The organism is Leptospira mtsangambouensis, assembly GCF_004770475.1.
GTDB lineage: Bacteria > Spirochaetota > Leptospiria > Leptospirales > Leptospiraceae > Leptospira_A > Leptospira_A mtsangambouensis.
Genome location: NZ_RQHK01000002.1, coordinates 182,965 through 205,000, shown reverse-complemented (window position 1 = coordinate 205,000; position 22,036 = coordinate 182,965). Strand labels below are relative to the sequence as shown.

The 22,036-nt window shown below is 36.9% G+C and carries 17 protein-coding genes (1 of these 17 cut by a window edge); 9 read left to right on the top strand and 8 right to left on the bottom strand.

Translation table 11 applies throughout. The annotated features are described in order from the left end of the window. Window positions 1-1,078, bottom strand: partial view of a methyl-accepting chemotaxis protein gene (locus tag EHR01_RS00880; protein ID WP_135693864.1) — the 5' portion only. 629 nt of this gene lie to the left of the window's left edge; only the first 1,078 of its 1,707 coding nucleotides appear in the window; the start codon lies at window positions 1,076-1,078; its stop codon lies beyond the left edge, outside the window. 800 nt (window positions 1,079-1,878) lie between these two features. Here EHR01_RS00880 and EHR01_RS00875 point away from each other — a divergent pair. After that, window positions 1,879-2,712: a hypothetical protein gene (locus EHR01_RS00875; RefSeq protein ID WP_135692671.1), complete on the top strand. Its 834-nt coding sequence runs from the start codon at window positions 1,879-1,881 to the stop codon at window positions 2,710-2,712. Between the two features lie 27 nt (window positions 2,713-2,739). Continuing rightward, complete coding sequence (locus EHR01_RS00870) at window positions 2,740-3,342, top strand: hypothetical protein (RefSeq protein WP_135692669.1); 603 nt, start codon at window positions 2,740-2,742, stop codon at window positions 3,340-3,342. A 136-nt stretch (window positions 3,343-3,478) separates the two neighbouring features. On the opposite strand, the gene EHR01_RS00865 is transcribed toward EHR01_RS00870, so the two are convergent. Then, a complete protein-coding gene (locus EHR01_RS00865) occupies window positions 3,479-5,260 on the bottom strand; it encodes a methyl-accepting chemotaxis protein (protein WP_135692667.1) in 1,782 nt (593 codons plus the stop codon). Window positions 5,261-5,398: 138 nt separating this feature from the next. Then, on the bottom strand, window positions 5,399-6,595 hold the full coding sequence (locus EHR01_RS00860; RefSeq protein ID WP_135692666.1) for a metallophosphoesterase: 1,197 nt from the start codon (window positions 6,593-6,595) through the stop codon (window positions 5,399-5,401). A 70-nt stretch (window positions 6,596-6,665) separates the two neighbouring features. Here EHR01_RS00860 and EHR01_RS00855 point away from each other — a divergent pair, with 70 nt between their 5' ends. Beyond that, a complete protein-coding gene (locus tag EHR01_RS00855) occupies window positions 6,666-8,195 on the top strand; it encodes a malate:quinone oxidoreductase (RefSeq protein WP_135692664.1) in 1,530 nt (509 codons plus the stop codon). A gap of 32 nt (window positions 8,196-8,227) precedes the next feature. Here the strand turns inward: EHR01_RS00855 and EHR01_RS00850 are convergent, their stop codons facing one another. After that, window positions 8,228-9,481 carry an OmpA family protein gene (locus EHR01_RS00850; RefSeq protein ID WP_135692662.1) on the bottom strand — a complete coding sequence of 418 codons (1,254 nt, stop codon included), beginning with the start codon at window positions 9,479-9,481 and terminating at the stop codon, window positions 8,228-8,230. A 102-nt stretch (window positions 9,482-9,583) separates the two neighbouring features. On the opposite strand from EHR01_RS00850, the gene EHR01_RS00845 reads away from it, so the two are divergent. The 5 genes from EHR01_RS00845 to EHR01_RS00825 all read left to right on the top strand — a co-directional run bounded on the left by EHR01_RS00845 (window position 9,584) and on the right by EHR01_RS00825 (window position 15,994). Further along, window positions 9,584-10,756, top strand: coding sequence for an NAD(P)/FAD-dependent oxidoreductase (locus EHR01_RS00845; protein WP_135692660.1), 1,173 nt, complete (start codon window positions 9,584-9,586; stop codon window positions 10,754-10,756). Window positions 10,757-10,760: 4 nt separating this feature from the next. Next, window positions 10,761-11,699, top strand: coding sequence for a sigma-70 family RNA polymerase sigma factor (locus tag EHR01_RS00840; RefSeq protein WP_135692658.1), 939 nt, complete (start codon window positions 10,761-10,763; stop codon window positions 11,697-11,699). Between the two features lie 177 nt (window positions 11,700-11,876). Continuing rightward, entirely contained in the window at window positions 11,877-14,165 is a 2,289-nt protein-coding gene (locus EHR01_RS00835) for an ATP-binding protein (protein ID WP_135692656.1), read from the top strand. Between the two features lie 10 nt (window positions 14,166-14,175). Then, entirely contained in the window at window positions 14,176-15,207 is a 1,032-nt protein-coding gene (locus tag EHR01_RS00830) for an MBL fold metallo-hydrolase (protein ID WP_135692654.1), read from the top strand. A 52-nt stretch (window positions 15,208-15,259) separates the two neighbouring features. Continuing rightward, window positions 15,260-15,994, top strand: coding sequence for an SDR family NAD(P)-dependent oxidoreductase (locus EHR01_RS00825; protein ID WP_135692653.1), 735 nt, complete (start codon window positions 15,260-15,262; stop codon window positions 15,992-15,994). Window positions 15,995-16,006: 12 nt separating this feature from the next. Here EHR01_RS00825 and EHR01_RS00820 read toward each other — a convergent pair whose 3' ends face one another. The 4 genes from EHR01_RS00820 to nirK all read right to left on the bottom strand — a co-directional run bounded on the left by EHR01_RS00820 (window position 16,007) and on the right by nirK (window position 20,037). Further along, a complete protein-coding gene (locus EHR01_RS00820; RefSeq protein ID WP_135692651.1) occupies window positions 16,007-17,062 on the bottom strand; it encodes a BPSS1187 family protein in 1,056 nt (351 codons plus the stop codon). Window positions 17,063-17,227: 165 nt separating this feature from the next. Continuing rightward, window positions 17,228-17,848 carry an SCO family protein gene (locus tag EHR01_RS00815; protein ID WP_135692649.1) on the bottom strand — a complete coding sequence of 207 codons (621 nt, stop codon included), beginning with the start codon at window positions 17,846-17,848 and terminating at the stop codon, window positions 17,228-17,230. Continuing rightward, complete coding sequence (locus EHR01_RS00810; RefSeq protein ID WP_135692647.1) at window positions 17,845-18,612, bottom strand: formylglycine-generating enzyme family protein; 768 nt, start codon at window positions 18,610-18,612, stop codon at window positions 17,845-17,847. Before EHR01_RS00810 ends, EHR01_RS00815 begins: the two co-directional genes overlap by 4 nt. A 24-nt stretch (window positions 18,613-18,636) precedes the next feature. Continuing rightward, window positions 18,637-20,037, bottom strand: coding sequence for a copper-containing nitrite reductase (nirK, locus tag EHR01_RS00805; RefSeq protein ID WP_135692645.1), 1,401 nt, complete (start codon window positions 20,035-20,037; stop codon window positions 18,637-18,639). Window positions 20,038-20,243: 206 nt separating this feature from the next. Here nirK and EHR01_RS00800 point away from each other — a divergent pair, with 206 nt between their 5' ends. Continuing rightward, entirely contained in the window at window positions 20,244-22,007 is a 1,764-nt protein-coding gene (locus tag EHR01_RS00800; protein ID WP_135692643.1) for a GAF domain-containing SpoIIE family protein phosphatase, read from the top strand. Window positions 22,008-22,036: the final 29 nt, after the last annotated feature.

Below are 22,036 nucleotides of genomic sequence, written 5' to 3'. Positions count from 1 at the left end.
TCTGATAAATTGTTTGTTTCACAATGCCTTGGCCTTCTTCTACTTTTTCCAAAACACCATTTGACAATTCTGAAACCACATAAGTTGCCTCAGCAATTTTTGCGATCGCAAGTGTATTTTCTTCTACTGCCGATTTGTTTTCTGAAAATGCTTCCAATTGGGTATTTGAATTACTTCGCACTGTTGTCATTGATTCTGAAATTGTCGCAGCAACGCTTGCAGATCCTTTTGCACTTTCAATCAACTGATCTGCCGATTTCAATACTTCATTTGAAGATTGCGAAACAACCTGAATCATCGTTCGCAAACTATTCGTCATTTGATCAAAATCAGTAAGAAGTGATCCAATTTCATCTTTATATAGATGGTTAGATTTTGAAGTCAAATCTCCTTCTCTTGCTTTTCCGATGAGTGACTTCACGTGATTGATCTTCTTTGCAAAGATTGCTGCAAAAAAATAGGAAAACACTAAGGAAATGACAGAAGCAAAGATAGCACCGAAAAAGAATAAGTAGGAAAGGGACTTAAGGCGCTCTTCATAAAAAATAGCCTCTCTCCCACCAGAACCAACAATCCAATCCCAAGGTTCATAATAAATCTGATAGGCTATCCAAGAATGAGTTGGCTCCTCTCCCTCTTGCCACAACTCATAAACTATTTTTCCGGTTCTTTCTTTATTCGACCAAGTGTCTCGAACCGTAAATTTTCCATCAACCTGGTAATCCCAAAGATTGACTCCTTCAATGTTAAAGGGGTTCATTGTAAAAACACCATTCGGACGAGAGGCCCAAACTCTCATGTCCAATTTGGCAGACATTTTGCCTTTGGACAAGTCGCGAACTCCATCGGATCCTTTAGGTCCCAAAATATAGATCCTAGCCATTTCTTGGGCGTCCGCTAAACTTATTTTTCCGGCCTTTACATCTTCATTTAACAAATCGATCACAGCGACTGAATCAGTTGCCAAGGTTTTAAACAATTCTCCACCGAGATTTACAATTTGGTTTTTTGCAGAATGATATACGAGATAAAAAATTGGGCCAAGTACTAAGTTGAGCACAAAAAAAATGAAGATCATCAGCTGAGTACGGATACTAAGAGAATATAGTTTATGAAGAATTTGTTTTAACATACTTTGTAAGTTATCGATTGAATTATGAGGAAACAAAAACTTCCGATGAAATGAAAGTATTTTTTTAATATCTCTATATTTATTAATCCACTACAAATCATCTAGTGGCAATTCACCAATAAGAACAATGTACTTTTCAGCACCAATTGTAAATAAAAAATTAACCAAGTCCCCAACTGACCAAGATGAAGAGACATAGATTTGGGCATTGGTCACCCTCATTACAAAAATCAAAACTCAGATTGAACAAGAAGATAACGATAGTGAAGGCAGATTATTTTTTTAGCATATGTTTTTGTAAACGTATCATATACTGATAGGTCAAGACTTCGAAAATAAATAGGATGATCATATATCTATGAATGATAAAAACTCAACTGATGCAAATAATCCAAGAAGCATTCAACATCCTTTTGATAAGAATTAACTCATACCTCAATATTCTTAAACTGATTTTATAAAGTAGAACTACGAACCAAAGAAAAACTTGCAAATGTTAAACTGAATCCTTTAGAACCACCAAACATACCCACTATCTTCAGGATTTATCACCCAATCATCTGTGCGAAACTTAGAGACGTTCAGTTCTCTGAACCAGAGAATCTAACACATCAAGCAGGAACCACTGGTGTATATTTTAAGAATAAATTAAATTTCTGTTTTTACGATTTTTCAAATGAACCAAACCGTTTTACTTGCCAAATTCTCAAATCCTTACAGATTTTGCAAAAATTAAGGAAGTCAAAATGAACAAATTTCGCATCACGGGAATTATATTACTCCCCCTATTCTTGTTTGTAACCGCCTGTAAGTCCTCTGTCTACAGGTTAGAGTCTCCCAAGTCCAAAGAAGAAATCAAATCAGTAGGTTTGGTCGGATATGGAATCTATTTAGAATATCCACCTGGTCTTTTTGGAAGTGAAAACCAATACCAATTTGGTCAGGCATTTGGAGACCTAATCGTTAAATTGGATGCAGATAGCAAAGTGAATGCCAAAAAAAGAACTCCAGATCCAGCAGATGTCTTAGTAGAAGAAACGGATAAGGAAAAAATTTATAACGGTAAAAAATTACCAATCATTTCCTTCGTTTCACGGATTGTTCCTGTTGATGGAAAATCATATACTGTTTCAACTACAGGTTATGTTTATTGCCAAACCAAAATTGTATTTGTTAACGGAGTTCCTACAACACAACAACAATGTAATAATGTGTATATAGACTTTGATCCAGAAGACAGTTCTAAAGTAATGAAATTCAAAGCAAAACCAGGTGAAATTCAATATTTAGGATTGTTTAAAGGGGTATTAAAGGAAACAACTTCTGATGACCAATTTGCGCTTTCAGCAACCTTAGATGAGTTAATCGGTCTTTCCAATAAAAAGAAATTTGTTTTAGAAAAAGACAATGGTTTCATCCTAAAATCAAATTCAGAATTACTCAAAGACAAATACTACTACCCAGATTTACGTAGAGCAGGTTTTGACGAGTTTGTTTTTTTAGAAGGTGTGAGCAAAGCGAATCCGAACTCCTACTGGAAAGAAGTTGCAGATAAAAAACTTAGTAAATTTAAAAAATAAACTTTATACCTTCAATCAGGAAAACTAATGATTAAACCTTTTTATAAAAACCTAACATTAATGATTCTGGGAATTCTAACAATCAACTGTTTGAATTTTCGAAGTGGTGAATATGAAGGAACTCCTATTGTCAAAAACTTTGGTACTTCAAAAAAGTTAGCAGTGAAAGTGAATGCCACTTACCAGGGGACAGTGAATGGAGAACCTGACGATCCACATGAATTTTTGAAGCAAAAATGGCAAAATGAATCTGCTAAACTTTTGAATGAAAGCGAGGATGTTTATTCTACCAGAAGTCAAACAGAAGCAGACTATACATTTGATATCAAAGCGACAGAAGATCGTGGTTATTTTTCTGCCAAAGTATCTCTTTGGCTTTCTTTGCCAACTCTTGGGATTTTACCTTATTACGCAGGATCCCATATTACTATGAATGTAGTTGTGAAAGATAAAAAAGGGAAAGTTATTGCCGAAATGAAACGTGAAGAAAAAAGAACTGAAGTCGGCCAAATCTTACTTTTATTTGTAATGCCTTTTGCTGATCCAGTGGCAAAAGTAGATGCACAAAGAAGAGATTTACTGAGTTCAGTCTTTGCTGAAATCAAAGAAAAAGGTTATTTAAAAAAATAACTTTCGAAAGATTCTCATTCTGTTCTGTTTGCAGGATGAGAATCAACTCTTCCATACAAAACCTAAATTTCCATTTCAGTCATTGTATAGCTGTCCCAAGTTTCAATTGGGTGATTGTTTTTCATTTGCTTTTAAACTAAAATCGAAACCGAGAAACAATCTTTTCCATTGAATCTGATACAGTTTGCAGACGATTTGCTTCTTCGGAAATTTCACCAAAGGTTGTAGAAATTTTTGAATGGTTCTCCCACAACTCTTGTAAATTGGTATTCGACTCTTCTGTATATCCTGTTTGTAATTTCATTTCTTCGGTAATTTGTTCTGCATCCCGCTGGAATTGAGCAACAAGGTCTTTTAATGACTTTACATTCTCGGAACTTGTTTCACTCGTCCGACCGAACATCTGCACTACTTTCGAAATTTCTTCAAATTTTAATTTTACATCTTCATTGGTGGAGATAATTTCTTTCATGGATTCCAAACTTTCTTTGGAAGCAACTTGAGATAACTTTACAACTCGTTTGATTTCTTCAATATTCTTGGCTGTTTCATCCGCAAGACGTGATACTTCACCAGCGACAACAGCAAATCCCCTTCCCATTGATCCGGCACGTGCCGCTTCAATGGAGGCATTTAAGGAAAGTAAATTCACTCTGTCAGAAATACCTTCTACAATAGAAATGGTTTCTTTGATATTTTCACTCATTTGATTCATCACTTCTACCTTTTCGTAGGCAGATTGGATAGCATCCTTTGCAACTTGAATGGTTCCAATAGAATGGACTGTATTTTGTGCCAAACCATCCGCTTTTACTGAAAGGTCAGTCATTTCTTCAGTGACTCGAGTGAGTTCTGTCACTAAAAAATTAGTTTTATCTTTCTGGGAAAGAACACGATCATAAGTCGCTCGGGATAAATTTTGAATTTGGTTTACCGATTCAAAAGTGGAGTCTAGTTTGTTTTTTTCTGCACTTACCTGAGAATCGATGACACTTCCTTTATCTAAAATTAATCTAGAAGTAGAAAGGAGAGAGATAGCTTCAACTTTTGCGGTTTGGAAATACTGGCGTAACGATTCCATAAATAAGTTTAATTTAGTGATCGTATGACTCAAGTTTGTGGCAGAAAGCTGTGGGATGGTTTCCGATAGTTCCCCTTTAGATAGTTTTTCTATCGAGTGGTTTAAGTTACCAATGTCTTCTTTAAGAGATTTACTACCAACATATGCTGCATAGATGATAATGACTACCATCATGATAAAAACAATTGGCATTTGGTAAAACCAATAAGGAGAACGAAACTCCGTTAATAAAATTAAAAACAAATAATATCCAAACGTTAACATTGGTAACAAAGCAACCGCAATCATCGTAAAAAGATTTCTTTGGAACACACCAAAAACCCTAATTTTCGTTTCATCCAAAAGAACAGAAGACAATTCATTGGCTTTTAATACGGGACTCAAGTTTACTTCCGTTTGAAAATAAAATGCCAAATAGATAATGGGAGATAACATCACACAAGCATAAGGCAATGCTAATATTTCTTTCCACGGAAGTTCCAAAACGGTCGTTGCCATAAAGGAAAATCCAAAAATAGAAACGATCCAGCGGATGAGGATAACCTTTCCTTCCCAATGCGGATGTTCCAAAAGACCTTTTTTCAAAACTTCTAAGGTTTTTCCATCCGTCTGACTAGAATAAGCTAACAGGCGTTTTAATCTACGATACCGTAAGGAAATTCCAATCACCAATGGGAGAAGGGAAAGTAGAGAACCAAGGATGGCAAGTTGGATGAGAGTTGTAACATCAAAACGTGAGGCAAATAAACAAAAGTTTATAAAATAAGGAAAAATCAGTAAGTAAAGAGGAGCTTCTATTGCAATAGTCAATTTTCTGATGAGTAGATTCTGATTCATGCTCTTTGGTCCGCCATTTCGTTTGACAATCATTTCAGAAATCCCAAAGGACTTCACCTACTTTCGTATTTTTTTTCAACTAGGAACAACCCGAGTTCTAGGTTCAGGATTCAATTTAATAGGCTCGAAACTCCGAAATTATGCGGATTCTAGTTTTAAAATGGAAATTTCAGAAGGAGCCCCTAATCGAAATGGAGGACCCCAATATCCGGTTCCACGACTAACATAAATTAAAGAATTTTTATACTGATGCAAACCGGAAACAAACTTTTGGGCAAAATAAATCAAAATATTTCCGGGAAAAAATTGTCCGCCATGAGTGTGCCCAGAAATCTGCAACTGAAAGCCAGCTTCACTTGCTTCATAAATACTATTGGGTTGGTGGGCCAATAGTATTTTAAAATCACAATTTTCACCACCAAGCATTGCTCGTTTAGGATCTGTTTGGTGAGATTTGATCATTCGACCGGCGGTTAGGTCCGTAACCCCAGCCATTAATAATTTTGCTTTGCCAACTGTTAAAATTTGATTTTGGTTGAGTAGGATTTTTACGCCTAAGTTTTGAATCTCAGGCAACCAGGAAAGAACGCCAGAATAGTATTCATGATTTCCCGTAACATAAAAGGTGCCATATTGAGACTGAATGCCGGCGAGTGGTTTTAAATGTTGTTTTAATGTAGAAGCTGGTCCATCCACCAAATCTCCGGTAATCACAACGGCATCAGGTGATTCTTGGTTAATCCTTTTCACAACTTTTTGCAAAAATTTTTCTTTGATCGTAGGTCCGATATGAACATCCGAAATTTGAACAATCTTAAAACCATCCAAGTCAGGATGTAAATTTTTAATAGGAACTGACACTCGTTTGTATAACAATCGAACGTGTGCATTAAAAAATCCAAGAGAACTGAGAGCAGTAGCGGCAACAATAGTTGAAAATGCCAAACTAAAGTTTTTGACTTCGGTGATTCCATCTAATGGAAATCCAAAATGTACCAAACTTGAAAACAAAACTTGTGAATATTGAGTGATAATTCCCAAATCCACCCAACGTAAAAAATCCATAAAAAGAACCAATGTGAATAGGATGGAAAAAAAACCAAAATTGGTAAAGGTGATATAAGCAAAGATTGTTTGCGTTTTTTCCCGTTTGGAAATCCGACTAAAGGTATAAGTCAAGGGAACAAGTAAAACCAAAGCTCCAATTCCCAATAAAATCACAGAAACTACCGGTCCATTCAGTGAAAGTCCTGAGATCAACCGGAAGGTAGAATAGTAATAGATAAATCCGAGTAACGATGTGAGAACGGACAAAAATAGGAAGAATGCTTTCAATTGAGTGACCCTATTCTTTGGACATAGATTAAATCACAAAAGTTGTCGATAATGAGACAGAAGGTTGAGGATGAAAGAAAAAGATACAGTTAGAACGAAGTCGGATGTAATTTTGATTGGCGCAGGAATCATGAGTGCCACCCTCGGAGTTCTTTTGAAAGAACTTGCACCTCACCTAACAATCACAGTTTTGGAACGTCTGGATGCAGCGGCAAGGGAAAGTTCCAATGCTTGGAATAATGCCGGAACTGGACACTCTGCCTTTTGTGAATTGAATTATACGATCGAAAATGAAGATGGTTCGATCCAAACGAAAAAAGCCCTTCAAATTGCTGAATGGTTTGAAATTTCGAAAGAATTCTGGGGTTATTTATCTGGCACCAAACGAATTTTAGATGCAGATGAATTCATTCACTCTATTCCTCATTATAGTTTTGTTTGGGGGGAAGAAAATGTCTCCTTTCTTAAAAAGCGATACGAAGCTTTAAAAAAATATCAACTCTTTAAGGATCTCATTTATTCAGATGATACCAAAACTTTAACAGAATGGCTTCCACTGGTTATGTCTGGTCGTGATTCTTCAGAACCTGTTGCTGCTACCAAAATGGAATTAGGCACTGATGTCAACTTTGGAACTTTAACTAGAGCCATGTTTCGTTATTTAGAAAGTTTTCCAGATGTTCATGTTCATTATTTTGAAGATGTAAAAGATTTGGAACGAAGTGAAAATGGATTATGGCACCTAACATCAAATAATATTCAAACCCATGAAAAGGAACACCATGAAGCCAAATTTGTATTTATTGGAGCCGGTGGTGGTAGTCTTCCTCTTTTAGAAAAATCAGATATTCCTGAGGCTTCTGGCTTTGGTGGATTTCCAGTCAGTGGGCAATGGTTGCGTTGCCGCAACCGCGATGTCATCAAACAACATTTTGCAAAAGTATATGGAAAAGCGAATGTAGGTTCTCCACCAATGTCCGTTCCCCATTTAGACACAAGAATCATAGAAGGAAAAAAAGAACTATTATTTGGACCATTTGCAGGTTTTACGACAAAGTTTCTAAAACGAGGATCTTATTTAGACTTAGTGAAATCGTTGGAATTTGACAATATCTTTCCAATGTTATCTGCTGGGATGCACAACCTTCCATTAACAAAGTATCTCATTGGCCAGGCCATACAATCACATGAAGATAGGATCGATGCATTAAGAGAATACTTTCCTGAAGTAAAGTCAGAAGACTGGGAATTAGTGATCGCAGGACAAAGGGTACAGGTCATCAAAAAAGATGAAGAAGAAGGTGGCGTTTTAGAGTTTGGAACAGAGGTGGTTTCTGCAAAAGACGGATCGCTTGCAGCATTACTTGGGGCAAGTCCCGGTGCCTCCACTTCCGTTTCGATTATGTTAGAAGTTTTAGCAGATTGTTTTCCAAAAGAAATGTCATCAAATGAATGGAAATCCAAACTCAAAATGATGATTCCAAGTTTTGGTGAATCCATGAAAGATAACCCGGAAGTTTGTTTGGTGAGCCGAAGAAATACTGCCGAACTTTTGGAACTCAACCAAACAGAAAAAACAAACGTTGGTTCCAAAAGGTAATCAATCAAAAATACGATTGGGTTTCGAAGGTATTATTTTACTTTTTTTCGAAGCTCAATCACTACCTTTTCTTTTGATTCTACTGTATAAAGAGAGGAACCCTGAGTGGAATTGATGATCCGCTGTGGACTTACTCCCTTATCTCTTAAAATCCTAGAGATTGCTTGGGAACGTTCAAAACCAAGGTCGTAATTTTCATAATTTCCTGGTAAATCATCCCGAAAGGGGCTAGTATACGTAATCACGAGAACATCATAATCCTTATACTCATTTACTAAACTGCGAGCAATGGCATCTAAACGAGCTCTCCCCTCTAAGTGAATACGGCTTGTGGGTAGATCAAATATCTCACTTGCAAGAAATACAAATCTCTCCAGTTTATTTTCTAAAACCGGTTCTTTGGATTGGGTTGGAATTTCCGAACCTGCGGTATCTATGACTGAGTTAGGTTTGGTTTCTATCTCCGGTTTATCATCACCTAACGCGGGAAAACTGACACCCAATCCTATTTTGTAATATGTTTCTTCAAAATTTCCCTTGTTCCTATGACCAGAACTGGGTGCACTATAATTCACTATATAAACATTGGAATGTTCTAATTCAGCATTCACAAAAAAATGACTGTCGAAATGATACCTAAAACCGACAGCTCCGAATACACGATTCGTACCGCCACCGAACAATCGTTCGTATCCCGCACCACCTCCAACTCGAATATATGGATCCATCTGATCATTTGGTTGTAAGTGAAAAAAAAGATTCAAATCACCTGAAGTCGAATGGAAGACGTCTCTTTTTTTTTGAACAGCTAAGTCATAAGTATCTCCTTGGTTTAGTCGACTGAGGAGAGTAGAATAGTTTGTAGCAGTTAACGCATATAGAATAATCTGTCTTTCGTCTACGGACCGAAAGTTAGAAGCCCGGATCACTTGGTCAGAAACGGATAAACCAATTCCAAAATAACGAAACAATCCATATTCGAATCCCAATTCACCGAAATGGCTAGAAAGTTCAGTTCTCTGTTGGTTCACCATATTGATGGTATAATAATTCATATAAGCGGAGAGATTGTCCGCATAAGGAGAGTTTAGTGCAAGAAAATTCGGAAAATTTGTCTTTTCTACATTTTTTTCCAAAGTCCCCGAATTTTCGCCGATCCCAAAAGCGCCATTCCCATAGAAAATTAATTTTCCACGCTCAAACCCTTCTGCATGAACCGGTAAAATTGGGAAAAGGAAAACCATTCCACAGTAGGCAAGATAAGATTTCCAATTCATTTTCTGCATTTGTGATCTTTCATTTTATCAAGTGTTAAATCAAGCCGAAATTTTTTGCAAACTCTGTCACAAAACCTGAGGGGGTTTTCGTCTTGGTAATGAGGTATAAAGATGAAACCAAAAATTATCATATTAGGAGCTGGTTATGCAGGAATTATGGCTGCAAATCGCTTAGAAAAACAATTGGACGAGGTGGAAATTATTTTAATTTCCGAATCTAATTTCTTCCAAGAAAGAATTCGAAACCATGAAACCACTGTTCAGGAAAAAAGAAAAAACTACCAAATCAAAGATCTACTCCGAACACGAGTTAAATTTTTACAGGCAAAAATTACCAATATTTTACCAAATGAAAAATCGGTTTCACTTGAAGGAAGATCTGAACCACTCTTCTATGATTATCTGATTCTTTGTCTCGGTAGCACTGGAATCCAAAAAAAATCCAACTTTGAAAATTCCATTCAATCCCAAGAAGCCGTTTCCAAGTTTTTGAAAGATTCAAAACAAAAAGAAATTCAAAATCTTTGTATCATTGGAGGGGGACTGACCGGAATTGAAATGGCCACAGAATGGAAACACTACCACCCGCATTCTTCTGTAACAATTGTTGATCGAAATGAATGGGGAACTTCCTTTTCCAAAAAAGCAAAAGATTATTTACAATCCTATATGTTCCAGAACCAAATCCAAATTTTAGATAACATAAAGATCGAAACAATCTCGGAAAAAGAAATCATCTTTCAAAACCAAACCAAACTTTCGTTTGACGTTCTTTTTAATTGTTGCGGGTTTCATTGTTCTCCCCTTCCCAAACAAGCAGGTTTCTCAACGAATGAGAGAAACCAAGTGTATGTGGATCCATTCCTAAGGACTGTTGGACATCCAGAAGTTTTTGTTGCAGGTGATTTAGCTTATTTAGAAAACTCTTATTTAAGAATGGGTTGTGTGACAGCTTTACCGATGGGAGCTTATATTGCAGATCACCTCGCAGATCTCATACAAGGAAAAAACATTTCTCCTTTTTTATTTCAGTTTTTTGGAAGGTGTATATCTTTGGGTAGAAATGAAGGGCTCATTCAATTTACAGACAAAGATGATAAACCGAAAGAGAAAATCATTAAAGGAAAATGGGGAGCTCGTATCAAAGAAATGGTAAACCGTTTTACAATCTTTTCTTTGAAGATGGAAAAACTCCTTCCGTTTCGATTCTATTTTTGGCCGAAAGGAAATCCGATCCAGATGGAAAATAAATTACAGAAGAACCCAGTCCCAATCGGAGTTTAATTCCATGAATGAAATTCAAATATTTTTAAAATGGAAACACTATCTTTTTTCCATTGCATATCGGATTACAGGAAGTTATGCGGATGCAGAAGACATTGTACAGGAGAGTTATCTTAGATGGCTCTCCGCAAAAAAAGAAGATATTCAAAATGAAAAATCCTATTTGGGAAGTATAACTGCAAGACTTGCATTTGATCTTTTGAAAAAGGCTTCTAGAAAAAAAGAAACCTACATTGGACCTTTTTTGCCAGAACCAATTCCAGAAACTGCTGAATCAATGGATGATGAAAGAATCAACTTTGCATTTCTCGTGATTCTCGAAACACTCAATCCAAAAGAAAGAGCAGTATTCATATTACGAGAGTTATTCGATTTTTCTTATGAAGAAATCGCAGAAATAATCGGAAAATCTCCTGATAATTGTAGGCAAATCTTTAGCCGAGCCCGTGTGGCAATTCAATCCAGAAAAAAGAAATTTGAACCTGACCCAAATCTTCATTCTAAACTTTTAATCGAATTTAGTTTTGCATGTTATCATCAGGACACTCAATCGCTCACCAAACTTTTATCTGAAGATGTCATTGCCTATGCGGATGGAGGTGGCAAAGTTCATGCTGCAAGAATTCCAATTCCAGGAATCCAAAGAGTTGTTACATTATTAAAAAAAACGACAGAGAAAAAAGCAAAATCAACAGAAATCTATTTTGGTTATGCCAACGGTTCACCAGCACTTGTGGGATATTCGAACGAAGTTCCAAGTTTTGTTCAAATTTTTACAATCCAAAACAACCAAATCGACACCATCTTCAATTTAGTAAATCCTGATAAACTAAAGGGCTTTCAAAACAAAGAAAATCTAATTAAACTGGGATATCTACGGAAACCAAGCTGGATAACCTGGGTTCTTTTCAACGTAAGGCGGTGGTACCTCATCCGTAATTGATGCAGTTTTTTGTGTTTTCTTTCGTCCAATCAGTTGAAGGCAATGAAGATCACAAAACCAATCTTCCTGTTGATATTTTTGACCACATCGTTTAGCCACTGTGGCGTAGGTCAGGATGTTAGTGTACCAGTTGCCCAAAATGCCGTTTTAGATTTAAGACAATGGAACTTTGAAACCATGGGAAATGTGCCCCTCAATGGTGAGTGGAAAATTCATTGGCAAAACTGGAACCCAAACGAAGACCTATCTTCAAACGAGTTTACAAATGTACCAGGTCACTGGACCAATCACAATGGGGAAAAATACCCAGCCGGATTTGCGACCCTCAGTTTAAAGATCCTGGTTGCAGAAAACACAAAAAATCTTTATCTTCAAAATGGAGTTACTCGCAATGCCTTTGAAATAGCAGTGGATGGGGAAACCATTTACCAATCAGGAATCATTGGAGAAAACTATGCCAATGAAGTTCCTCACTTAAACATTCAAACAGTTGCTCTGCCCAATTCATTAAACAACCAAATCAATTTAGTCGTTAGAATTTCCTGTTTTCATTATCATATCTGCGGTATTGCAACACCTTATCACCTAGGTTCACATTCTGGAATCAATCGATCCTTTTTAGAAGCGATTACACGTGATGTCTTTGTATTAGCATCACTATTTACGTTAGCATTTTTCCATTTGATTTTGTATCTATTTTGGAGAGATGAAAAAACCCATGTTTTTTTCGCCGCTGTCTGTTTTATTGCTGCGATACGATTGTTTACCACTGGTGAAACTCGTTTCATCTATAACTATCTTCCTATTGGTTTTTATGAAACGATTGTAAAATTCAATGGGATTAGTTTTGTTTTGCTCTATATTTCATTTGTTTTGTATGTAAAGGAAATTTATAACGCAAAAGAATATCGTTTTGTGTATCGGGCAAACTTCATCATTGCTTCTTTGTTATTTTTTGCGTTGCCACTTGATATATTAACATTTTCAAAATTTCTCGGCATTCATCTCATTCTTTCCTTATTCACTTTATTTGGAATACTATATCCTATCGTCGATGGTGTGATTTTAAAAAAACCGGGAAGTAAATTTTTTCTTTTTTCTGTCATTGCAACAATGGCACTATTCTCTCTCGATATACTTACGGAATTTGCCAAAAAAGGGACCGCCTATCTCGCGCAATACGGATTTTTAGTATTTGGTTTATCCCAAGCCCTATTTATTGCTGATCGGATGATTGAAAATTTCAAAAACAAAGAAAGGCTAAAACAAGAAAAAGAAAATGCCGAAGCAAAAGTAAATTTCAAAACATCATTTTTATCTACTATGAGTCACGAAATCAGAACTCCCATGAACGGGATTTTGGGTATGACTCAAATTCTGCAACAAACGGACCTAACCGAAGAACAAAAAGAATATTTAAATCTAATTCAGTTCAGCGGAGACAATCTATTATTACTTGTGAACGATATTTTAGATTTAACAAAATTAGAATCGGGGCAATTTGAGTTACACCTTGAACCTGTTCCTTTACCAAAATTTCTAAACGATTGTATCAATCTTTTTAAATCCCAATCAGATCCAAATCGCCTCCTCATCTCATTAGAACTTTTGAACACTCCGCCAAATTTCCTAATGACTGATCAAAGACGATTTGCACAAATTCTAACCAATCTTCTAAGCAATGCAGTTAAGTTTACAGAGAAAGGAACCATCACAGTTACTGTAGAATTTATACCTTTGTTAGATGGAAAAGTTCGATTGGCAATCTCGGTAAAAGATACGGGAATTGGAATTCCGGAAGATCGAATGGGAATTTTATTCCAACCGTTTTCCCAAATCCATTCCCATCTGACAGAAAAAACAGTCGGCACTGGGCTTGGACTTGCCATCACAAAAAAATTAATAGAAGAGTTGGGTGGCTCTATTTCCGTACAAAGTGTATACGGACGGGGTTCCAACTTTTTTTTCCAATTTGATTCACAAATTCCCTCCGACTCCTTTCGAACCGAATCATCCATAAACCAAGGGGAGATACTGACAAAAACCGAATGGGATTCCAAACTCGCTGAAAAATATCCCATAAAAATTTTGATCGCAGATGATGACCCTATCAATCAAAAAGTTTCGGATCTGTTTTTGAAAAAACTTGGATTTACCGCCTTACAAGCAGATAACGGAGAAAAAACCTTGGATATGATACGTTCTGAACAACCAGATCTAGTATTTATGGATGTCCAAATGCCCGATATGGATGGAATCACTGTCACCAAGTGCATTCGCCAATCCAAAACCATATCCAAACAACCTGTGATCATCGCCCTCACAGCCAATGTGTTAGAAGAAGAAAAACAACGATGCCTTTCGGCTGGTATGGATGATTTTATGACAAAACCGCTTCTTTTACACGATCTCGATTTTATGATACGAAAATGGGCAAAAAAGGATTTAGCACCGTCCAATCATTAAGGACGATATTTTGGCAACAACTCTCGGCAAACTCCCTCACGGTGATATTCTCAAACGGATTTCTCAGTCTGAACATTTCCAATCTGGAAGTTTTCAAAACATTGAACATACAGAAATGTTAGCACCTAACAGTTCTTACTGGAAAATGGCTATCAAATATTGGCAAAAACCAAATTCCATTCGGCCTTCTTCCCCCATTCCCTCTACTAAAATCAATTTAAAAGAATTAGATGCAAACAAAGCACAATACATTTGGTTCGGGCATTCTTCTTATCTTCTTCTGGCAGAAGGAAAAAAAATATTAGTGGATCCTGTTTTTTCCGGTTATGCATCTCCTGTGCCTTTTGCAGTTCAATCGTTTGAAGGAACTGATATTTACCTTCCTGAAGATATGCCAGATTTAGACATTCTGATCATTACTCATGATCATTACGACCATCTTGATTATGAAACAATGCTAAAAATACATCCGAGGACAAAAAAAATCATCGTTCCATTAGGTGTCTCTGCACATTTATTGTCTTGGGGAGTACCTCTCTCAAAAATCATTGAATTGGATTGGTTTGAAACAAAAGAAATTGATCCCATTATTACAATCACAGCCACTCCAACACGACATTTTTCTGGACGAAGTGTACTAAGAAACAAAAGCCTTTGGTGTTCTTATGTTTTGAAACTTGGAGAGTATAAAGTTTTTATTGGTGGAGATTCAGGATACGGATCGGTGTTTGAATCCATTGGCAAAAAATACGGACCATTTGATTTGGCTTTTTTAGAATGCGGGCAATATGGTGACGACTGGCCTTCCATTCATATGCGCCCAGAAGAAACAGCTATGGCTGCAGCTAATATTGGTGCAAAATCCTTTGTTCCAGTGCATTGGGGAAAATTTATTTTGTCTCTGCATCCTTGGAATGATCCTATCAAACGAGTGCTTGCTGCTTCCCAAAATATAAAACTAAATTTACAAGTGCCAAAAATTGGAGAAAGTTTTGAATTCACAGGATCTGGCAGTGTGGATGGTTGGTGGAATTTTCAATGAAAAAAAATCTAGCCACCAAATATAGTCAGATCAATTTGGATTCGGTTAAAAAATGAAAAATGCACTTGTCGTTGGAGCCACATCCGACATTGGAATTTATATAGCAGAATCTCTCGCAAAAAGAGGATATTCACTTTCTTTAACGGGAAGAAATAAACAAAAGTTATCTGATACACAATTTAAAATTAAGTCTCAATTTTTGGTTCCTGTGGAAATTTTTGAATGGGATGTTACCAATTTTCATTCTCATCAACAGTATTATGATGGACTTTCCCAAAAACCAAATATTGTTTTTTTCGTAGTCGGATACTATGAAGATCAAACCAAAGCAAGAGAAGATCAAAATGAACTTCTTCGAACCATTCAGACAAACTACTCTGCGGTTGTTTCTCTTATAAACATCATTTCTTTGGATATGGAGAAAAGAGAAGAAGGAACCATTGTTGCTATAAGTTCTGTAGCTGGAGACCGAGGTAGGCAAATGAACTATATATACGGGAGCGCAAAGGCAGGACTTACCACATATCTATCAGGTCTTAGGACTCTCTTGTTTCCAAAGGGAGTCCATATCACAACAATCCAATTAGGACCAGTTTATACAAAAATGTCGGAGGGCCATAACTTAATCCCTTGGCTCACCTTACAACCTAAAGTTGCCGCAGAACTCATCGTTCGTGCAGGATTAAAGAAAAAAAATTTAGTATACATTCGTTGGCCATGGAAATGGATTATGATGGTGATTCGTATGATCCCCGAATGGATTTTCAAACGCCTTCCACCTTTTTAACCAAAGAAAACACTACGGGTAACTAATATAATTCCAAATGGATTGGAATCCATTGACCATAGGGCAACTGTGTAAAGCGGCTGTCCCCATCCCGTTACAAGCACTTGTCACCAAACGATGGCTATTTCCAAATGGAGAACCAACACTTGTATTCGTAAGAGTTCCTGTCATAGAAAACTGACTTGACCAAGCATCTGTTACTTGGTTTGTATCCCCGCTAAAATTAGCGACCGTATCATTTTCATGAATGAGTCCATAATAAGATGCCGCTGGTGTGTTTTGGGTGGTTCCCATCCAACTAGGCAAAGTAGCAAATTGCAAACTATAATCAGAAACTCCACTGTAAATAGAGACTCGCCCCAGAGTTCGAATTTTTCCATGAAAGGCAGCATGTCCACTTCCTTGCGAATGCCCCCCGACATACACTAAGGACCAATTGACAACATTGCCTGTAAGAAATTGGTCCCAACCTTCGCCCGGTCTCGTTTGGACTAAATATTGGATGAGACTAAGCAACCTTCCTTCGATTGAATTGGCGACATCTACGGAGACATAGGGAGAAACATCGGCACCTGTAATCACTTCTCTCCTTAAGTTTTCAAAACATCCAGCATCAGATCTTGCCGCACCTAGGTTACAAAGACTATTCACAGCTTCTCCATTGGGGTAACTCAGTCCAATGATATGGTATCCGCGAGAAGCACCTTGTTGTAGGATGGCTCCGATTTCACAAGGTGTTGAACCAGTTCCAGGATAAAAAACAGAAAGAATATTTTTTCGACTAACACCCGATTGCGGATGGTAAACATGATGGGGTTGGTTATAAGAAGTGATTGCAGAGGAAGTTAAAGATGGTTGGATCTGTAATCTTGTCAAAGCACCGACAGAACCATTTGTAGGAAATGTATTTTGACCCACACAAGACCTAGCATATAATCCAAGCCCGAGGATTGTGACCAAATCTTCCTCAGTATCATCTGCCTTTTTTTTGCAGGAAAAAACAAAAGAAAAAAGAATCACAAAAACGAAAATACTTCGAACCAAACGAACCAAATCAATAGAAAACAATAGCAACTACCTTAAACTAAATTAGAATCTTAGGTATTCATAAAACCAAGCGAATGAAAAGCAAATCAATTCTAAAGTTGAAACCCTTTCATTAGTTTGCAGTAGTTGCCTAAAGAAACAACAATCTGCATAAAGTTTGGAGATAACAAAATATATACCTTAGGTTTATTTTAATTTTTGGTATTGGGAAATTAAACCATCTGCATTTGATCCTATACCTTCAACTCGTGAAACAATAAAACCTTCTTTGGAAACTAAACTATAAACTGCCGAATGATTAAATTCTCCATTGGAAATCTTTTTATAATTGATACCAAGAACAACGGATAACATTCGAATGTCTGTTTCCTTTCCAGATAGAAGAGTCCAATTGTCGTTCAGTTTCATTTTCTTTTTATAAGCATTCAGGACATCTGGACTGTCTTTTTCAGAATCAAAACTAACTAGAACCATACGAGGCTCATGGCCAGCTGATTCCTTTATTTTTTTGGCTAATTGTTCCATATCAGCCACAAGTCTTGGGCAAATGGACTGGCAAGTTGCATAAAACATACTAATGATAAAAAGAGAACCTCGGTATTGGTTCAATTCGATCGTTTTGTTTGATTCGGTTGTCCACTTGGAACCTAAATCAAACAAACTGCCTTGTGCAGCATCATTTGCAGCCAACACATGTTCTTCTCCATGATGGTGGTGATGGTTGATTGAATTTTGTTCGTCACAGCCGGAACAAAAAACCAAACAAATAAAAAAGATGATGAATTGAAAAGTAGATTGAAATTTCATAATGGATTGTCCTTTATTTTAATATCTGATGCACATCTAAACCCTAAATATTTGGCTGTATACCAACCTTTCAATCCAGCACGATACCCATAACGCATGTAAGATGCATAATTGGAAAAATCATTAGCCTTTAATGAACCACCGCCACAAAAAAGATTACTTTCTAAATCGGTATCTTGTCTTGAATCACCAGTCACAGAAGTATTATTAAAATCAAATACCCATTCCCAAATCATTCCATGTTGGTCATACACTCCCAAACCATTTTTATATTTACCTACAGATGGAAGATATTCTGGTTTTTGTTCCCCATACCAACCTAGTATTACCGATTCGACAGCTTTTTTATTTTTCCCAGTGGGAGGAATACTGGCTACATACTCCCATTCTGATTCGGTAGGCAAACGTTTCCCTTTCCAGCTGCAATATGCATTAGCGCTAAACCAGGAAACATAAGTTACGGGAGAATTGGAATCGCGGCTTATTGGAACCTTTTCTTTCCAATCTCCCAAATACCCACCATCAGCAAACAAATGGGAGACTTTTCCCTTTTTCCATTCAGGATTGGCTTCGATAAATTCAAAATATTCTTTTTTGGTAACAGGATATTCATCCAAATAAAAACCCTTTACGATTATCTGTCCACCTAACTTGAATTCGCTTCCCCTTAAAAACGGTTTCAAACTTCCTCTAGGTATTTTAACCATTTCAGCAGAAAGTGAAATGGTTAAAATGAGGATTAAAAAAACAAAAAAACGATTCATTGCCTGATTACATAAGTATTGAACTTATTTTACCTCAGCTTCAGAAACCATAATTCCTTTGTTTCCCCATTGGTTGTATACATAACTTAGGACACTAGCAATCTCTTCATTCGAAAGTTCCAAATGAGGCATAACGTTATTATATTTTTGTCCATTCACTGTGATTGGACCACTAAGCCCTTTTTTCAAAATTTGGATCGCGCGAGCTTTGTCAGCATTTAAATAATCAGACTTCGCAAGGGGTGGGAAGACACCAACGACTCCTTGTCCTTCTTTCATATGACAAGCAGCACAAACTGATTTATAAACTCTTTCCCCATTTGCCAAAATTTCTTTTGGAGTTTTTGCAGAAACCTTTGGTTTTACTTCAGTTACCATCCTTTGGATGGCTGGTCCTTCTGGAAGGTAAACTGTATCATCCTGTTTTCCAGAATATACAGTTGCATTGGGTTCTCCTTCGACTTTCAACATTCCAAGTGAACCTTTGTTAAATGTTCTAAAAATAGAATGATCAACAAGAATCAAAGTACCTGGGACCTCAACTTTAAAATCAACAATGGCAGAACCACCGGCTGGAATGAGAGTGGTTTGAACATTTTTTTGATTCGGTAGTATTCCACCTTCTGTATAAACATTATCAAAAATTTCTCCAATCACGTGAAAGGAGGACACTAAATTAGGGCCACCGTTCCCAACAAACAATCGCACAGTTTCTCCCACTTTCGCAGTGATGGCTCGGTCTTCGACCAAAGAACCTACTGAACCATTAAAAACAACGTAATCAGGAATTTCGGTTATCGCTTTTTCCATGCTAAACGGTTGAAGACCAGGTTCTCCATTTTTACCTTTGGTATAGAACTCACTTTGTACAACATAGTATTCTTTGTCTACTTTAGGGAGATCATCTTTGGGTTGAACAAAAATCAAACCGTACATTCCGTTCGCAATGTGCATTCCCACAGGAGAAGTAGCACAGTGGTAAATGTACAATCCTGGATTTAAAGCTTTAAAAGAAAATTTAGACGCGTGCCCTGGAATTGTAAGAGAGGCTGCAGCTCCTCCACCTTGTCCAGTAACTGCATGCAAATCAATGTTATGTGGCATTTTACTGGAAGGATGATTTTTTAAATGAAATTCTACCTCGTCTCCTTCCCTTACACGAATCATTGGCCCAGGTACAGATCCACCAAAAGTCCAAAACGTATATTCGACTCCATCGGAAAGCCGACCCACAACTTCCACAGTTTCCATATTAACGATGACTTTGGCTTCGTTTGTCCTATCAATATGAGGTGGCACTTCAGGCGCATAAGTGAGTTTTGCCTCTTCTGTTTTCTGCCCTGAACAAACAGAGAATAAACTTGTTATGATCATAAGGAGAAGATAAATCTCGAAGTTCTTGGGTTTCGGTAGTTTCGTCAGCATGTCCGTATCCTCTGGTTTCATTCTAAATTATGTCAACCCAAACCTCATTGATACAAATCAAGGGATCTGAGTGAAAACGTTACAAAATGCACAAAAATGGAGAATCGAGAAGTATTTTTTCCTCTGTTTTCTGATTTTAAGGAAAAACTAAATTGCATTTCTAAATCGACGAATTCGAAACTGAGAGAAAAATGGGTACCGTGTCCATGTCGTTAGACCCTCAAACTAGCCTTAGTAAGTTTCGTAGCCTACTCCATATTTCTTCCATTCTGAATGCAAACCTGGATTTACACCAACTTTTGCCACTCATTATGTTATATTCTAAAGATCTACTAGAAGCCGAAGCAAGTTCGCTCTTTCTTCTAGAAGATGAAGAATTTTTGTATTGTGAAGTGGCTTTAGGAGAAAAGGGAGAGATCATCCAACAGTACGCTCGATTAGAGTTAGGTGAAGGGATTGTGGGTATGGTAGCGAGAGAAAAAAAACCAATCGCCCTAGAAGATGCTTACCAAGACCAAAGATTCAATGCAAGTATGGACAAACGAACTGGATTCAAAACAAAGTCACTGATTTGTGTGCCTTTGTTTGTTGAAGAAAGGCTGATCGGAACTTTAGAAGTTATCAACAAAACAAATAACAGAATCTTTGATGCTTCCGATTTGGAATATTTAATTTCTCTTTCCGAAGTTGCTGCCACTGCCATACAAAATGCAAATACCAAAGACAGTTTGGACAAACGAATTCTCGAATTGTCTCTATTATATGAATTTGAAAAATTATCAGTTTCCGAAAAAAGCCTAAACGAACTAGGCAAATGGATTCTAAATCGAGTTTTAGAATATTTGGGAGCTTCTTCTGGAACTATCTATTTAGCAAATGCCGACAAACAAGAATTAAGTATTCTTTCTGCAAAAGGAATTCCAGAAGATGCTTATGACCAAATCAAAGTTCCTTACGGGACAGGTGTCTCCGGATGGGTTGCTGAAAAAAGAGAAAGCCTTCTCATTCACAACTTGGACTTAGATCCTAGATACAACAAACTTGCTCCATATAAATTTGAATCCAAATCTCTTATCTCGGCACCGCTCGTCTTTCAAGAGGAGTTACTTGGAGTCATCAGCATCAACAACAAAGTTTCTGGGTATGCATTTCAACATTCTGATTTAGATTTATTAACAAATATTGCGGCAAGACTCAGTAGCACGATCAAAAACGCACAACTATTCCATCAAATTGTTGATACAGGAAAAGAGTTGAATCGAGCAAAGAACATAATGAAAAAAATTATGCCATCGATTCTTCCAAATTCAAACGGACTTTCTTACGGTGTGGCACACATTCCTCTGGAACAAGTTGGCGGTGACTTTTATGATGTAACTGAATTAGAAGATTCTAAGTTTTCAATATTGATTGCAGACATTTCTGGACATGGACTTTCCGCAGCTGTTCTCGCTGCAATGGCCCATATGGTTTTAAAAAATTTTGAACCAGATATCAAACATAGTCCTTCATTATTTTTAACAACTTTGAACCATATGTTGTATGGGAAGTTAGCTGGAAATTTTCTCACTGCATTCTATGGAATCATTGATCTCAAAAATAATACTCTGCTTTGTGCGAACGCAGGCCACCATGCCCCATTTTTATTGGACAAAAAAGACTCCCCTTTAATTCAACTTGATGTGAAAGGGAAAATTTTAGGGCTGATCCCCGATCTATTTTACGAAGAAAAAAAGTTTCCATTTGCACCAGGAAATCGTTTGGTCATGTATACTGACGGGATTACCGAACATATGTCAAAAGACCATAACAAACGTTATGATGAAGATTTGTTCCAAAAGGCAATTTTAAATTCCAAAACTCTTGATTCACAAAACTCCGCTGACGATCTCATTCGGGCCGCCAGAGAGTATGTTGGAACAAATGATTTTGCTGATGATGTCACAGTTTTGTTAGTCGATCGTATTTAACAAAAAGTGACATCTTCCCATTCCATCTT